Annotated in this window: 15 protein-coding genes and 3 tRNA genes; 14 read left to right on the top strand and 4 right to left on the bottom strand. The window is 71.5% G+C overall.

The genetic code is table 11. The features are described from left to right. Positions 1-144 precede the first annotated feature (144 nt). The 3 genes from JOD51_RS16045 to JOD51_RS16035 all read right to left on the bottom strand — a co-directional run bounded on the left by JOD51_RS16045 (position 145) and on the right by JOD51_RS16035 (position 440). Positions 145-217: transfer RNA gene (locus JOD51_RS16045), tRNA-Phe, on the bottom strand. Position 218: 1 nt separating this feature from the next. Then, positions 219-295: transfer RNA gene (locus tag JOD51_RS16040), tRNA-Asp, on the bottom strand. Positions 296-367: 72 nt separating this feature from the next. Further along, positions 368-440 (bottom strand) — tRNA-Glu (locus tag JOD51_RS16035). 281 nt (positions 441-721) lie between these two features. Here JOD51_RS16035 and JOD51_RS16030 point away from each other — a divergent pair. Continuing rightward, positions 722-2,050: a M23 family metallopeptidase gene (locus tag JOD51_RS16030; protein WP_204610309.1), complete on the top strand. Its 1,329-nt coding sequence runs from the start codon at positions 722-724 to the stop codon at positions 2,048-2,050. A gap of 31 nt (positions 2,051-2,081) precedes the next feature. Continuing rightward, entirely contained in the window at positions 2,082-3,527 is a 1,446-nt protein-coding gene (locus JOD51_RS16025) for a C40 family peptidase (RefSeq protein ID WP_204610307.1), read from the top strand. Between the two features lie 74 nt (positions 3,528-3,601). Here JOD51_RS16025 and JOD51_RS16020 read toward each other — a convergent pair whose 3' ends face one another. Further along, positions 3,602-4,093 carry an inorganic diphosphatase gene (locus JOD51_RS16020; protein WP_204610305.1) on the bottom strand — a complete coding sequence of 164 codons (492 nt, stop codon included), beginning with the start codon at positions 4,091-4,093 and terminating at the stop codon, positions 3,602-3,604. A gap of 129 nt (positions 4,094-4,222) precedes the next feature. On the opposite strand from JOD51_RS16020, the gene tilS reads away from it, so the two are divergent. The 12 genes from tilS (at position 4,223) to JOD51_RS15960 (ending at position 15,451) form a co-directional block, all read left to right on the top strand. Then, complete coding sequence (gene tilS, locus JOD51_RS16015) at positions 4,223-5,200, top strand: tRNA lysidine(34) synthetase TilS (RefSeq protein WP_239540665.1); 978 nt, start codon at positions 4,223-4,225, stop codon at positions 5,198-5,200. A gap of 9 nt (positions 5,201-5,209) precedes the next feature. Continuing rightward, positions 5,210-5,761 carry a hypoxanthine phosphoribosyltransferase gene (hpt, locus tag JOD51_RS16010; RefSeq protein ID WP_204610295.1) on the top strand — a complete coding sequence of 184 codons (552 nt, stop codon included), beginning with the start codon at positions 5,210-5,212 and terminating at the stop codon, positions 5,759-5,761. A 180-nt stretch (positions 5,762-5,941) separates the two neighbouring features. After that, complete coding sequence (gene ftsH / locus JOD51_RS16005; RefSeq protein WP_204610293.1) at positions 5,942-7,930, top strand: ATP-dependent zinc metalloprotease FtsH; 1,989 nt, start codon at positions 5,942-5,944, stop codon at positions 7,928-7,930. A 6-nt stretch (positions 7,931-7,936) separates the two neighbouring features. Next, a complete protein-coding gene (gene folP, locus JOD51_RS16000) occupies positions 7,937-8,899 on the top strand; it encodes a dihydropteroate synthase (RefSeq protein WP_204610286.1) in 963 nt (320 codons plus the stop codon). Then, positions 8,896-9,324 (top strand): dihydroneopterin aldolase, encoded by a 429-nt coding sequence (folB, locus tag JOD51_RS15995; protein WP_239539899.1) that lies wholly within the window; start codon positions 8,896-8,898, stop codon positions 9,322-9,324. Before folP ends, folB begins: the two co-directional genes overlap by 4 nt. Continuing rightward, on the top strand, positions 9,321-9,851 hold the full coding sequence (gene folK, locus JOD51_RS15990) for a 2-amino-4-hydroxy-6-hydroxymethyldihydropteridine diphosphokinase (RefSeq protein WP_204610284.1): 531 nt from the start codon (positions 9,321-9,323) through the stop codon (positions 9,849-9,851). Before folB ends, folK begins: the two co-directional genes overlap by 4 nt. Next, positions 9,848-10,327 carry a DUF3180 domain-containing protein gene (locus JOD51_RS15985; RefSeq protein WP_204610282.1) on the top strand — a complete coding sequence of 160 codons (480 nt, stop codon included), beginning with the start codon at positions 9,848-9,850 and terminating at the stop codon, positions 10,325-10,327. The genes folK and JOD51_RS15985 overlap by 4 nt, the downstream gene beginning before the upstream one ends. Before the next feature lie 67 nt (positions 10,328-10,394). Next, positions 10,395-10,973, top strand: a complete 579-nt coding sequence (locus JOD51_RS15980; protein WP_204610280.1) for a PH domain-containing protein — start codon at positions 10,395-10,397, stop codon at positions 10,971-10,973. A gap of 7 nt (positions 10,974-10,980) precedes the next feature. Further along, positions 10,981-12,777, top strand: a complete 1,797-nt coding sequence (locus JOD51_RS15975) for a PH domain-containing protein (RefSeq protein ID WP_204610271.1) — start codon at positions 10,981-10,983, stop codon at positions 12,775-12,777. Beyond that, positions 12,774-13,466, top strand: a complete 693-nt coding sequence (locus JOD51_RS15970) for a Rossmann-like and DUF2520 domain-containing protein (protein WP_259558399.1) — start codon at positions 12,774-12,776, stop codon at positions 13,464-13,466. The genes JOD51_RS15975 and JOD51_RS15970 overlap by 4 nt, the downstream gene beginning before the upstream one ends. Before the next feature lie 219 nt (positions 13,467-13,685). After that, a complete protein-coding gene (lysS, locus tag JOD51_RS15965; RefSeq protein ID WP_204610263.1) occupies positions 13,686-15,218 on the top strand; it encodes a lysine--tRNA ligase in 1,533 nt (510 codons plus the stop codon). 29 nt (positions 15,219-15,247) lie between these two features. Then, positions 15,248-15,451 (top strand): hypothetical protein, encoded by a 204-nt coding sequence (locus JOD51_RS15960; protein ID WP_204610255.1) that lies wholly within the window; start codon positions 15,248-15,250, stop codon positions 15,449-15,451. The last annotated feature ends 138 nt before the right edge of the window (positions 15,452-15,589 follow it).

Genomic DNA, 15,589 nt, shown 5'->3' with positions numbered 1-15,589 from the left:
CTGGCACGGCCACCGGAACACCGGTGTTCGTTTGAAACACACCCGCAGTGCGCGGTGTCACCGACGAACACCGGTGTTCTGCGGAGGCCGAACCCGCCCACCAACGCAAAAGAGCCCCTCACCGAAGTGAGGGGCTCTTCACCGTGGCTGGACGCGGCGTCGATCCGCGGACCTTTCGATTTTCAGTCGAACGCTCTACCAACTGAGCTACCCAGCCGTGGCGACCCTGACGGGACTTGAACCCGCGACCTCCGCCGTGACAGGGCGGCACGCTAACCAACTGCGCTACAGGGCCATGTGGAATTACTTGTGGTGCTGATCGTGCTTCGGTCTCGTGCTGTTCTGCTTGCTGTCCCCCGATGAGGAGTGACCCCAACGGGATTCGAACCCGTGCTGCCGCCGTGAAAGGGCGGTGTCCTAGGCCACTAAACGATGGGGCCGCAAGCAGTGCATCGCGCTACCGATGGACAAGCATACGGACGGTCGGCCCTCTTGCCAAATCGAGCCCGCCGAACGGTCCGCCCCGGCGTGTCGCGCGACCTCGACGGACCCTCAGGGAGTCGCCGGAGCGGGCTCCCGAGGGGTGGCCCGGCCCGGTGCGAGCATCGATGCTGACCTCTCACCCTCGAACGGGGTGTTCCTGGGCTGACCCATGTTGTTACTGTTACGTCTGTTGACAGTGTGACGTGCGCCACGCCGGACTGTGACGAAAACGAGACTCATGTCGACTCCCTCCCTCCTCCCCGCTCGCCCCCGCCGCCGCTTCCTGGCCGCCGGGGTCGCCGTCGTGCTCGCCGCCGGGGCCCTCGTCGCCCTCGTGCCGTCGGGTGCCGCATCAGCTGCCAGCTACCCGAGCTGGGACGACGTGCAGGCCGCCAAGCAGTCGCAGTCCGCCCAGGCCGCCAAGGTGACCGAGATCAAGGGCCTCATCGCGCAGCTGCAGTCGCAGTCCGCCGCGAAGGAGAAGGCAGCCGCAGCAGCCGGTACCGCGTACCAGACGGCGCAGACGGACTACGACCGCAAGGCCCTCGAGCAGCGGAAGCTCCAGTCGCAGGCGGACGACGCCGAGAAGACCGCCGCCGCGTCCGAGGCACAGGCCGGCCAGCTCGCCGCCCAGCTCGGCCGCTCCAGCTCCGAGGACGTCACCACGGACCTCCTCACCAAGCCCTCCGCCTCGGGCGACCTGCTCTACGAGCTCGGCGCGATGTCGAAGCTGTCCGAGCAGGCCGACGGCATCTACTCCGAGGCGAGCCAGGACCGCGGGACCGCCCAGGCCCTGGCCGACAAGTCGAAGACCGCCGAGGACGCCCTGGGCAAGCTCGCCGCCCAGGCCCAGGTGAAGATGCGCGCCGCGCAGAGCGCAGCCGACCAGGCGCAGGCCGCCGTGTCCGCCCAGGCCGACAACCAGGACCGTCTGGAGGCGCAGCTCGACCTCCTGACGTCGAAGACGAAGACGACCGAGGCCCAGTACGAGAAGGGCGTCCAGGTCGAGAAGGCACGCCAGGCACGTCTCGCTCGCGAGCGCGCCGCCGCAGCGGCGGCCGCAGCGGCAGCTGCCGCACGTGCGCTCCCGCCGGCAGCGACCGCGGGTGTCCCGGCAGCCGGTGGTGGCGGGGCCTCGGGTGGTGGCGCCGCGAACGCGTCCGGCTGGGTCCGCCCGGCCGCCGGCTTCCAGTCGAGCCCCTACGGCCTCCGCGTCGACCCGTACACGCACGTCTACACACTGCACGCCGGCGTGGACCTCGCCCCCGCCTGCTACTCGCCGATCTACGCCGCAGCGTCCGGCACCGTGACCTTCGCGGGCAACGGCGGCGGCTACGGCAACGAGGTCATCATCGACAACGGTGGCGGCATCTCGACGGCCTACGGGCACATCGTCGACGGCGGCATCATGGTCTCCGTCGGTCAGCACGTCACCGCCGGACAGCAGATCGCCCAGGTCGGTTCCACCGGCTGGTCGACGGGTTGCCACCTGCACTTCGAGACCCGGGTGAACGGCGCCGCCGTCGATCCCGTCCCCTTCATGGCAGCGCGGGGGATCTCGGTTTGAGCACGAGCACTGCCAGGAGGCACTGACCCGAATGAAGAAGCCCGCACGTTCCCTCGTCTGCGGTCTCGCCACCGTCTCGATGCTCAGTCTCGGGCTCTCGCTCGCGGTGGCGGTCCCGGCGCAGGCGGCTCCGTCCGCTCCCTCGTGGAAGGACGTGCAGGCGGCCAAGGACGACCAGGCCGCGAAGCAGCGGACGGTGGACGCCCTGACGGCACGCATGTCGAGCCTCCAGTCCGCCGTCGACCGCACCGGGGCCACCGTGCAGGAAGCCGGACAGGCGTACTCGCTCGCGGCGTCGCAGCAGCAGGAGGCGAAGGACACCCTCGACGGGCTGACCGGGCAGGCGAAGCGCGCGAAGGCCGCGGCGAAGCAGTCCGCCGGCCAGGTCGCCGCCCTCGTCGTCGAGCTCTCGCGCTCCGGCGGTGGCGACCTGTCCACCTCGATGCTCGTCGACTCCCGTGACGCGAAGGACCTGCTCTACCAGGTCGGCACGATGACGCACCTGTCCGAGCGCTCCGCGACCGTGCTCGACAAGGCGCAGTCGGACCAGCGCACCGTGGACGCCCTCGCCGCGCAGCAGCGCCAGGCGACGAACGCCCTCACCGCCGCGACCGCCAAGACGAAGGACGCGCTCGGCAGTGCGAACGACGTGGCTGCGAACGCGCAGTCCGCGCTGGCGTCCGGGCAGGCGAAGCAGGACGAGGTCCTCAAGCAGCTCGCGTTCATCAAGGGCACCTCGGTCGCGACCGAGCAGGCGTACTGGTCCGCGCAGCAGGCGAAGCAGGCCGAGATCCAGCTCGCGGCGCAGGCCAAGCGGGACGCGGCTCGTCCCTCGTCGGCCGGCGACGGTGGCGCGACCGCTGGCGGCGACTCCGGCGGGTCCACGAACGACGACCCGCCCGCCTCGAACCCCGTCGCGTCCAAGCCGTCGAACTCCGCGCCGTCGGGGAACCCCGCCGCAGCGCCGAAGCCGTCCGCCCCGAAGCCCGCGGCCCCGCAGCCGGTCGCCCCGGCACCGAAGCCGTCGACGCCGAAGCCCGCCCCGGCACCGGCACCCGCTCCGGCCCCGGTCGTCAGCAGCCCGTCGAAGGCCGCCGGCGCGATCGGCTACGCCCGCGCGCAGATCGGCAAGCCGTACCAGTTCGGCGGTGAGGGTCCGATCGCCTACGACTGCTCCGGCCTGGTGAAGATGGCCTACTCGAGTCAGGGCGTCGCGACCGGTGCCCACAACGTCGTCTCGCAGTACTACTACTTCCAGAGCGTCGGCCGGCTCGTCCCGATGTCGCAGCGCCAGCCCGGCGACATCCTCTTCTTCTCGAACAACGGCGCCCCGTCCGGCGGCTTCCACGACGCGATCTACACCGGTGGCGGAACGATGGTCGAGGCAGCGAACGTCCGTGTCGGCGTCGTCGAACGTGCCATCTGGTCGCCCGGACAGCTCCTGCCCTACGTCGGTCGCCCGAGCGGCTCCATGTAGCGCACAGGCACACGCAGAACGGCCCGGCCCCCGCGAGGGGACCGGGCCGTTCTGCGTGTGTCAGCAGACGAGCGTCAGTGACCGCCGGGCACGTACGCGGCCTGGCCGGCCGTGACGATGGCCTCGGCCTCGGCGGCGTCGCCCCAGCCCTCGGCCTTGACCCACTTGTTCGGCTCGAGGTCCTTGTAGCGCTCGAAGAAGTGCGCGATCTCGGCCTTCGTCTGGTCGTCCACGTCCGAGATGTCCTGGATGTGGGTCCAGCGCGGGTCCTTCGCCGGGACGACGAGGACCTTGGCGTCGACGCCGGCCTCGTCGCTCATCTTGAACACGCCGACGGGGCGGACCTTGACGCCCACGCCGGGGAAGGTCGGGTACTCCAGGAGCAGCAGCGCGTCGACGGGGTCACCGTCGTCGGCCAGGGTCTTCTCGAAGAAGCCGTAGTCCGTCGGGTAGACGAACGAGGTGAAGAGCACGCGGTCCAGGTACACGCGACCGGTCTCGTGGTCGACCTCGTACTTGTTGCGGCTGCCCTTGGGGATCTCGACGACGACGTCGTACGCGGCCATGTGCACTCCTTGTTTCCTCAGGTGGTGGTCTGTCGGCCGTCGGGACGGCCCGGCTAACGTTACCGGGTGAACACCGAGCGTCCCCGGCTGGACCCCGCCGTCGCCGCCGTCCGTCTGGCGGTCCGCACCATGCTCGCCCGCGCGCTCGACGAGCAGGTCGTCGGCCCGGGCAACCTCGTCCTCGTCGCGCTGAGCGGCGGGGCCGACTCGCTGGCCCTCGCGGCCGCGACCGCGTTCGAGGCGCCGAAGCAGGGCCTGCGCGCCGGCGCGGTCATCGTCGACCACGCGCTCCAGGCGGGCTCCGAGGCGGTCGCGGCACGGGCCTCCCGCCAGGCCGCCGAGCTGGGCCTGGCGCCCGTCGTCGTGGACCGCGTCGACGTCGGCACCGCCGGTGGGCCGGAGGCCGCCGCCCGGGAGGCCCGCTACGCCTCCGTCACGGCGGTCGCGGCCGCCGAGTGGTCACCCCTCGTGCTCCTCGGGCACACGCTCGACGACCAGGCCGAGACGGTCCTGCTCGGGCTGCTCCGCGGGAGCGGACCGGACAGCCTGACGGGCATGGCGTCCCTGGTCCGGCCGGACCGGCCGGGGCCGTCCCTGGGGCGGCCGATGCTCGCGCTCCGGCGCGCGACGACGCGGCAGGCGTGCGCTGCCTCCGGGCTCGTGCCGTGGGACGACCCGCAGAACGACGACCCGGCGTACACACGGGTCCGGGTGCGGAACGCGCTGATGCCGGTCCTGGAACGCGAACTCGGACCCGGGGTGCCGGAGGCGCTGGCCCGGACCGCCGACCAGCTCCGCGAGGACTCCGCGGCCCTCGACCACTTCGCGGAGGAGATGGCGGAGGACCTCGCCGAGCACTCCGAGGCCGGCATCTCGCTGTCCGTACCGCAGCTGGCCGCGAACCCGCCGGCGCTCCGGCAGCGACTGGTCCGACTGGCGGTCGAGAGCGAGTTCGGGGTGACGCTGTCCCGGCAGCAGACGCTCGAGGTGTGCCGACTCGTCACCGACTGGCGGGGGCAGGGGCCGATCGACCTGCCGGGTGTCCGGGCGTCGCGGACGGGCGAACGGGTGTCCTTCGCCGCCAGGGAGCCGCACGCGGGCGGTTAGGCTGGAGCGGTGGAACTCTCCGACGTGCAGGCCGACCTCTCCGAAGTGCTCTTCACCCCCGAGCAGATCGACGACAAGATCGCCGAACTCGCCGCGGCGGTGGACCGGGACTACGTCGGGCGGGACCCGCTCCTGGTCGGCGTGCTGAAGGGCGCGGTCATGGTGATGGCCGACTTCTCCCGGCACCTGAAGATACAGGCGCGGATGGACTGGATGGCGGTGTCGTCCTACGGCTCCGGCACGAAGTCGTCCGGCGTGGTGCGGATCCTGAAGGACCTCGACACCGACCTGCACGACCGCGACGTCATCATCGTCGAGGACATCATCGACTCCGGGCTGACGCTGTCCTGGCTCAAGCAGAACCTGCAGTCCCGCGGGGCCGCGAGCGTCGAGATCGTCGCCCTGCTGCGCAAGCCCGAGGCCGCCAAGGTGGAGGTCGACGTCAAGTACGCCGGCTTCGAGATCCCGGACGCGTTCGTCGTCGGGTTCGGCCTGGACTACGACGAGCGCTACCGCAACCTGCGCGGCATCGGTGTCCTCGCGCCGCACGTCTACTCCTGACCCGTCGGGGCCGGCGTCGGCCCTGACCGACGGCGAGGGGCGTCGTCCACCGGGCGTTGCTCGTGATCTGTGGAGTTCGCCCGCAGAGGACACCCATTCTCGCCACAGAGTCACGGCCGTATGCTGAGCGGCACGCACTTCAGGCAGCAGAAAGGTGTCGGGCCGTCGGGCCCGGATCACATGGACTTCAAGCGCATCCTCCGCGGGCCGTACATCTGGATACTGCTCGCAGTCGTGGGGATCTTCATCGGATGGACGTTCATCGCCCAGTCCGGTACCCAGGAGATCTCCACCCAGAAGGGTCTCGAGCAGCTCTCGGACGGCAAGGTCTCATCGGCCGTCGTCAACTCCACCGAGCAGCGCGTCGACCTGACCCTCCGCAACGACGGCGGGACCGAGCAGTTCTACTACTCGACCCCCCGTGGCACCGAGGTCGTCGAGGCGGTCTCGCAGGCCGACCTGCCCAAGGGCTACAACGACCACGTCCAGCAGTCGAACGTCCTCGTGTCGCTCCTGCTGACGCTGCTGCCGTTCCTGCTCATCGGCGCCCTGTTCTGGTTCCTGCTCTCGAGCGCCCAGGGCGGCGGCTCGAAGGTCATGCAGTTCGGCAAGTCCAAGGCCAAGATGAACAACAAGGAGAACCCGCAGGTCTCCTTCGCCGACGTCGCCGGTGCGGACGAGGCCATCGAGGAACTGCACGAGATCAAGGAGTTCCTCAAGGAGCCCGCGAAGTTCCAGGCCGTCGGTGCCCGGATCCCGAAGGGCGTGCTCCTGTACGGCCCTCCCGGAACCGGCAAGACCCTGCTCGCCCGCGCTGTCGCGGGTGAAGCCGGCGTGCCGTTCTACTCGATCTCCGGTTCGGACTTCGTCGAGATGTTCGTCGGTGTCGGTGCCAGCCGTGTCCGCGACCTCTTCGACCAGGCGAAGCAGAACTCGCCCGCCATCGTCTTCATCGACGAGATCGACGCCGTGGGTCGTCACCGCGGTGCCGGTATCGGCGGCGGCAACGACGAGCGCGAGCAGACGCTGAACCAGCTCCTCGTCGAGATGGACGGCTTCGACGGCAAGACGAACGTCATCCTGATCGCCGCGACGAACCGTCCCGACGTGCTCGACCCCGCGCTGCTCCGCCCGGGCCGCTTCGACCGGCAGATCGGCGTCGACGCGCCGGGCCTGCAGGGTCGCAAGCAGATCCTCGAGGTGCACGCGAAGGGCAAGCCGCTCGCCGCGAGCGTCGACCTCGAGCTCCTGGCCCGCAAGACGCCGGGCTTCACCGGCGCCGACCTGGCCAACGTCCTGAACGAGGCCGCGCTGCTGACCGCCCGGTCGAACGCGCAGCTCATCGACAACCGCGCCCTGGACGAGGCCGTCGACCGCGTGATGGCCGGCCCGCAGCGTCGGACCCGGATCATGTCCGACCAGGAACGCCTCATCACCGCGTACCACGAGGGTGGTCACGCCCTGGCGGCCGCCGCGATGCGCCACACCGACCCGGTGACGAAGATCACGATCCTGCCGCGTGGCCGTGCCCTCGGGTACACGATGGTGCTGCCGCTCGAGGACAAGTACTCCGTCACGCGCAACGAACTGCTCGACCAGCTGGCGTACGCCATGGGTGGCCGTGTCGCCGAGGAGATCGTGTTCCACGACCCGACCACGGGAGCGTCGAACGACATCGAGAAGGCCACCGCCACCGCCCGCAAGATGGTCACCGAGTACGGCATGAGCCAGGCCGTCGGGTCCGTCAAGCTCGGCTCCGGGTCGAGCGAGCCGTTCGTCGGCCGCGACATGAGCGGCGGCACCGGTCGCGACTACTCGGAGAACATCGCCGAGACCGTCGACGCCGAGACCCGTGCACTGCTCGAGGCCGCGCACGACGAGGCCTACCAGGTCCTCAACGCCAACCGCGACATCCTCGACCGCCTGGCCGGCGAGCTCCTCGAGAAGGAGACGCTCGACGCCCCGGAGCTCGTGGAGATCTTCAAGGACGTCCGGAAGCTGCCCGAGCGCCCGCAGTGGCTCTCGAGCGACAAGCGTCCGGTGAGCGACCTGCCGGCGATCGAGGTGCCGGGCAAGGCCGCCGCCATCGCCGAGGAGCCGGTCGGGATCGACGCCTCCAAGCCGCGTCGTCACCGCCCGTTCGGCAACCCCGGTATCGCCCCCGCGTAGGCCGGCATGACCGACCTGCCGACGAGACGGTCGCGTCGGCTCGCCGAGGTGAGCCGGGCCCGCGAAGCAGCAGCAGCGCCGGCGACGGTCGCGATCGACGTCCGAGCACCCGCACCGGTGCCGGAGGTCGTGACCGGCCGTCGCCGCGGTCGCTCCACCCCCGAGGGCACCCGCGTGATGGGGATCCTCAACGTCACACCGGACTCGTTCAGCGACGGCGGCCTGCACCTGGCCGTCGACGCGGCGCTCGCGCACGCCCGGCACCTCGTCGCGGCCGGTGCCGACCTGGTCGACGTCGGCGGGGAGTCCACCCGGCCCGGCGCCGAGCGCGTCCCCGTGGACGTCGAGCAGCAGCGGGTCCTGCCGGTCGTGCAGCAGCTGGCGTCCGAGGGGATCGCGGTGAGCGTCGACACGATGAACGCCAGCACCGCGGAACGTGCGGTCGACCTCGGCGCCGTGATCGTCAACGACGTCTCGGGTGGGCTCGTCGACCCGGACATGTCGCGCGTCGTCGCCGAGACCGGTGTGGGCTTCGTCGTCATGCACTGGCGCGGCCACAGCGACCGGATGTACCGCAACGCCGAGTACACCCACGCGGTCGACGAGGTCCGGCGCGAGGTCGAACTCCGGGTCGCGGAGCTCATCGTCCTCGGGGTGCGGCAGGAGCAGGTCGTCATCGACCCGGGCCTGGGCTTCGCCAAGCGGGGACAGCAGAACTGGGAGATCCTGGCGGGCTACGAACGCTTCGCCTCGATCGGCCTGCCCGTCCTGGTCGCCGCCTCGCGGAAGCGGTTCCTGGACGGCGTGGGCAGCACGGCCGGGGCACCCCCGGTCGAACGAGACCTGGCCACGGCGGCGATCAGCCTGCTCGCGGCCGAACGCGGCGCATGGGGCGTCCGCGTGCACGACCCGGCGCCGACCCGCGCCGTACTCGACGTCTGGGACGCCTGGAGGGCAGCTCGATCATGAGGGACACCATCCGCCTCGTCGGAGTCCGCGCACGCGGCCACCACGGGGTCTTCGACCACGAACGCGCCGACGGACAGGACTTCGTCGTCGACGTGGCCGTCGAGGTCGACGCGACCGCCGCCTCCGACTCGGACGACCTGGCCGAGACCGTGCACTACGGGGTGCTCGCCGAGCAGGTCGTCGCCGAGATCGAACGCGACCCGGTGGACCTCATCGAGACCCTGGCCGAGCGGATCGCCGCCGCCGTCCTGACGCACCGGGCCGCGCTGGCGACCGAGGTCACGGTGCACAAGCCGCAGGCGCCGATCACGGTGCCGTTCACCGACGTGTCGATCACCATCCGACGCGAGTCCCCGGTGCACCCCGACGACCAGGTGGCCGACGACGCACCCGACGAGAGCGGTCCGCTCGAGGAAGAAGAGTGACGCGCGCCGTCATCGCCCTCGGCGCGAACCTCGGTGACCGGGGGAGCACCCTCCGCGCCGCTGCGGCCGCCGTCGCCGCGCTGCCCGGGGTCCGGCCGGTGGCGTCGAGCCGCGAGGTCGAGTCCGTCGCCCTGACCCTGGACGGCCTGGACACGACGAAGCCGCGCTACCGGAACGGCGTCGTGGTCGTCGAGACCGACCTGGAGCCGCAGCAGCTGCTCGACGCCCTGCACGGCATCGAGGACGAGCACGGTCGCACCCGCGAGGTCCGCTGGGGCGACCGGACGCTCGACCTCGACGTGATCGCCGTCGACGACCGCCGCATCGACACCGCGACGCTGACCGTCCCGCACCCGCGGGCCCACGAGCGGGCGTTCGTGCTCGCGCCCTGGGCGGACGCCGACCCGGAGGCGGTGCTGCCGGGCCACGGGTCCGTCACCACCCTGCTCCAGGCGTTGGGCGACGACACGGAGCGGGTCGACGAACCCCGACTGTTCGAGGCCGCCGAGCCGGAGTCGACCCCGTGAAGCCGACCCGGGCCTCCACCCTGATCGGCGTCGCGGTCGTCGCCGCGGTCGCCGGGTTCGCCGTCGACACCGCCCTGACCGCCCGGCAGTCCCCGACCCTGTTGATGTCGGTGCCGCTTGGTCTGACGCTGGTGTTCATCGGCGTCGCCCTGCTGTTCATGGCCTCGCCGATCCGCCGGCAGACCCGCGGTCGGAACGACGGACGCCGGGTCGACCCGATGTACGCGACCCGGGTGGTGTTCCTCGCGAAGGCGTCGAGCATCTGCGGGGCGCTGTTCGGTGCGTTCGCCCTCGGGCTGCTCGTGTACCTGCTGTCCCGGTCCGTCCTGCCTTCGCTAGGCTCGACCCTGCCGAACGCGGTGGCGTTCGGCGGCGGGATCGTGCTGACCGTGTGCGCCCTCGTCGCCGAGCGGATGTGCATCGCGCCGCCCCCGGACGAGGACGACCACGACGGGCGGGGCACCACCACGGCGTGACCGGCCCGGTCGGTCGACGAGGACCGAGCAGCGCAGACCAACCGAGCAGCGCAGACCAGGAGACCCGATGCCGCCCCAACTGGACGAACCCGGCCGGATCGACAGCACGCCCGCCGACGGCGGACCCGCCGGCCGCCGGCTCGACGAGCCGGGTCTCGGCCTGCACGGCGTCACGTGGACGCGGGTCTCGGCGAAGCTCGTCTGGACCGACCTGATCGCGACGATCGTCATCGGCGGCGTCGTCACCGCGGGCCTGGTGCTCATCGGTGTCGCGAGCGGGGGAACGGGCGGCACGGCAGGGCTCGTCTGGTTCGTCATCGCCGCGGTCGTCGCCGCCATCACGATCACCACGGCAGCGCTCACCCCGCGCCGGATCCGGTCGATCGGGTACGCGCTCCGCGACGACGACCTGGTGCTCCGCCGCGGACTGATGTGGCAGCGCTTCACCGCCGTGCCGTACGGCCGCCTGCAGCTCGTCGACGTGAACCGGGGCCCGCTCGACCGGGTGCTCGGCATGAGCGAGCTGAAGTTCGTGACCGCGGCCGCCTCCTCGAACATCCGCATCCCCGGCATCCCCGCCAGCACGGCCGACGAGCTGCGCGACCGACTCGTCGAGCTCGCCGAGTCCCGTCGCGCCGGACTGTAGGCCGCACGTGTCGTTCCGACCGGACGCCTCGATGCCCGCACCGCCGCGGAAGGGCGACGCCGCCGCGGCCGCGCCCCTGACCGACGGCGAGTGGCACCGGCTGCACCCGCTGACGCCGCTGCTCAAGGGCGGCATCTTCCTCGTGGTGATCCTGGGCTACGTCATCAACAACCTCCGCGACCAGATCGTCGAGGTGTTCATCCCGGGCGAGGGCGGTCCGCAGGAAGAGGGCGACCCGGTCCGCTACGTGTACGAGCACGGCGTCGTCGGCTGGGTGCTGCTCGGCATCACGGTGCTGCTCCTGGTGCTGATCGGCCTGTTCTACCTGTCCTGGCGGATGCACGAGTTCCGCGTCACGGGCGAGATCGTCGAGGTCCGTTCGGGCGTCGTCTTCCGCACGCACCGCAAGGCCCGGCTCGACCGCATCCAGGGCATCAACATCTCGCGGCCGCTGATCCCGCGGCTGTTCGGCACCGCCAAGCTCGAGGTCGCGCAGGCCGGCAACGACGCCAACGTGCAGCTCGCCTACCTCGGTGCGAAGGCCGCGGACGACCTGCGGCAGCGCATCCTGGTGCTCGCCTCGGGCGCGAAGGAGACCGACCGCCCCCGGTACGCCGGTGCGAGCGGCGGGGTCCTGCAGGGCCGGGTCGACGAGTTCCTGGCACCCGAGCTCGACCCCGAGGCCGTGCACGCCACTCGGGTCGTCCGTGTCCACCCGGGCCGGCTGATCGGGTCGATGCTGCTCTCCGGCACGACCGTCGTGATCCTGCTGCTCGTCGTCGCGATCGTCGTCAGCATCAGCCTGACCGGCCAGTACTTCCTGCTCGTCTCGCTGTTCCCGGCCGTCATCGGCGCCGGCGGCTACTACGTCCGCAAGTTCTCGAAGTCGCTCCGGTACACGATCGCCGACACCCGCGACGGCATCCGGATCGGCTTCGGCCTGTTCTCGACGTCGAACGAGACGCTGCCGCCCGGCCGCATCCACGCCGTGAGCGTCGCGCAGCCGCTGCTCTGGCGTCCGTTCGGCTGGTGGGACATCCGCATCAACCGGGCGACGAACGCCGGCAACGGTGCGTCCCGGAACCAGCAGGTCTCGTCCATCGTGCTGCCGGTCGGCACCGCGGCCGAGGTCCGGCAGGTCCTCGAGATCATCCTGCCCGAGCTCGTCGGCTCCGCCGTCGTCGGGCCGGCGGCGTCCTTGGCCCGGATGCGCGAGGGCTCCGCCGAGGCCGTCGGCGTGGTCGACGACAGCCTGACCACGAGCGGCGACCGCGGCGGCTTCGTGCACTCGCCCCGACGGGGCCGCTGGCTGCGCCCGCTGTCGGCCTCCCGCAACGGCTACCGCTTCGTGCCCGGCGCCGTGCTGCTCCGACTCGGTGCCGTCTGGCGCTCGCTCGTCGTCGTGCCGCTGCCGCGCGTGCAGAGCGTCAAGGTCACCCAGGGGCCGCTGGAGCGGGCGCTCCGCCTGGCCTCGGTCCACGTGCACACCGTCAGCGGTCCGGTCTCCGCCCGCGTCGGCGCGCTCGACGCCGGGGACGCGCAGCGGCTCTGGTCCGGCACCACCGAGCGGGCCGTCGAGGCCGCCGCGCGGGACACGTCGCACCGCTGGCGTGACGGCCAGGAGGCCCGACCCACCGCCGGTACGCCGGGTCGCCACGCGCAGGCGCCCGCGCCGGCAGCCGGGCCGGCAGCCGGGCCGTGGCCCGGGCAGTGGACCGGTGCTGCACCCGGCGCACCGGCGTGGCTGACGCAGGACGGGCCTCCCGTCTGGACCGGTGTCCCCGGACCGGGAGCCGTGCGGTGAGGGCCGGACGACTCGGCGTCGGGATCATCGGCGCCGGACGGGTCGGCCCCGTCCTGGGCGCCGCGCTCGCGAACGCCGAGCACGCCGTCGTCGGGATCACCGCCGTCTCCGACGCCGGTCGCGACCGTGCCGAGGCGATGCTGCCGGGTGCGCCGGTCCTCGGCACGCCGGAGCTCGTCGAGCGGAGCGAACTCGTGCTCCTGGCCGTGCCGGACGACCAGCTGCCGTCGCTCGTGCAGGGGCTGTCGGACGCGGGGATCTGGCAGCCGGGGCAGCTCGTCGTGCACACCAGCCCGGACCACGGGGTCGACGTCCTGGCTCCGGCGATGCGTGCCGGGGCGATCCCGCTCGCGATCCACCCGGCGATGGCGTTCACCGGCACGAGCATCGACCTGTCGCGGCTGCGGGAGGCGTACTGCGCCGTCACCGCGCCCGGGCCGGTGCTGCCGATCGCCCAGGCCTTGGTCGTCGAGATGGGCGCCGAGCCGTTCGTCGTCGCCGAGCAGGACCGACCCGCCTACGCCGACGCGGTCCGGGCGGCCGTGAGCTTCTCGACCGCGATCGTCGACCAGTCCGCCGGCACACTGTCCGGCATCGGTGTCGAGCACCCCGGGCGGGTGCTCGGGGCGCTCGTCCGCTCGGCGGTCGACAACGCGCTGACGGCGGCCGACGGCCAGTCCGCGATCTGACCCGGGGAGCCGGGCTGCGGCGCCCGGTCCGTGGTCACCACCGACGGCCACGAGCCCGACCGGTCACGACTCCCCGCTCACGTCCGCCGAGTGGTCACCATCTGTCGCTCTGGACGGGCTGGACCGACGTTCTGTGACCGCTCGTGGGCGGGAGGCGGCGGGCGGGGCCGGACCGGTAGCATCGACGCGATCCCCCACGACCTCCGGAGCCGCACCCGCATGACCGACGAGACCGCCCCCGCCACCACCGAGACCGCGGTCGCCGACGCCGCCGCACTGGCCGAGCAGGAGACCAGCGAGCAGCGTCAGGTCCGGCTGGACAAGCGCGAGCGCCTGCTCGAGTCCGGGATCGAGGCCTACCCGGCCGAGCTCCCGATCACCACGACGATCCCCGCGGTCCGCGCGCAGTACGCGCACCTCGAGACCGGCGAGGAGACGCAGGACGTCGTCGGCGTCGCCGGCCGCATCGTGTTCTCGCGCAACACCGGCAAGCTCTGCTTCGCCTCGCTGCAGTCCGGCGACGGCGCACGCATCCAGGCGATGGTCTCCCTGGCCGAGGTCGGCGACGAGTCGCTGGCCCGCTGGAAGGAGTTCGTCGACCTCGGCGACCACGTGTTCGTGCACGGCCGGGTGATCTCCTCCCGCCGCGGCGAGCTGAGCATCATGGTCGACGACTGGGCGATCGCGGCGAAGGCGATCCTGCCGCTGCCGAACCTGCACAACGAGCTCAACGAGGAGACCCGGGTCCGCCAGCGCTACCTCGACCTCATCGTGCGCGAGGACGCCCGCAAGACCGTCCGTGCCCGTGCGGCCGTGATGAGCTCGCTCCGCGACACCTTCACGTCGCACGAGTACCTCGAGGTCGAGACCCCGATGCTGCAGACCCAGCACGGGGGCGCCTCCGCCCGACCGTTCGTCACGCACTCGAACGCGTTCGACACCGAACTGTTCCTGCGCATCGCACCCGAGCTGTTCCTCAAGCGCGCGGTCGTCGGGGGCATCGACCGGGTCTTCGAGATCAACCGCAACTTCCGCAACGAGGGCGCCGACTCGTCGCACTCGCCCGAGTTCGCGATGGTCGAGGCGTACCAGGCGTACGGCAACTACGAGCAGATGGCCGACCTGACCCAGGAGCTCGTGCAGAACGCCGCCCGCGCGGTCACCGGCGGTTCGCTCGTCGTCACCCTGCCGGACGGCAGCGACTACGACCTCGGCGGCGAGTGGGCACGACTCGACATGTACGAGTCGCTGTCCGAGGCGTCCGGCCACGAGATCACCCCGGAGACGCCGCTGTCCGAGCTGCAGGCGCTCGCCGACGCCGAGGGTGTCGAGGTCGCACACGCCACGCACGGCAAGTACGTCGAAGAGCTCTGGGAGCACTTCAACGGGGACGAGCTGTACACCCCGACGTTCGTGATGAACTTCCCGGTCGACACCTCGCCCCTGACCCGGCAGCACCGCACCCGGCCGGGCGTCGTCGAGAAGTGGGACCTCTACGTCCGCGGGTTCGAGCTCGCCACGGCGTACTCGGAGCTCGTCGACCCGGTCGTGCAGCGCGAGCGCTTCGTCGAGCAGGCCACCCTGGCTGCCGGTGGGGACCCCGAGGCGATGCGCGTCGACGAGGAGTTCCTGCGGGCCCTCGAGCACGCGATGCCGCCGTCGGGTGGCATGGGCATGGGCGTGGACCGGCTGCTCATGGCGATCACCGGCCTGGGCATCCGCGAGACGATCCTCTTCCCCCTGGTCAAGTAGGGTCCAGCGCGGCGACGTACGATGGGTCCATGCCGCATGGAATCGTCTCCGGAGTCGTCTTCGCCCTGACCCCGACGATCCTGCTCGGTGTCATCTTCTGGTTCGTCATGCGCGCGATCATCCGTGCCGACCGGACCGAGCGTGCCGCCTACACGAAGATCGAGGCCGAAGAGCGTGCGAAGTTCGAGCGCGAGCGTGGCGTGACGACGACCGCCCCGCCAACCGCCGACTGACCGTATACAGGGCGTTCTGCCCGAGCTGATCCTCCCACGACGGCCCGAAGTGTGGAACTACCCGGATCACTACTGATCAGGGGTTATCGAGACTGAACCCGACTGTGTCGATGCACTTCATCTGGCTGAAACACGCGT

It is taken from the genome of Curtobacterium herbarum (assembly GCF_016907335.1).
Taxonomy (GTDB): Bacteria; Actinomycetota; Actinomycetes; order Actinomycetales; family Microbacteriaceae; genus Curtobacterium; species Curtobacterium herbarum.
Note: the sequence above shows the minus strand (reverse complement) of the source record. Positions and strands in the feature narration are given on the sequence as shown.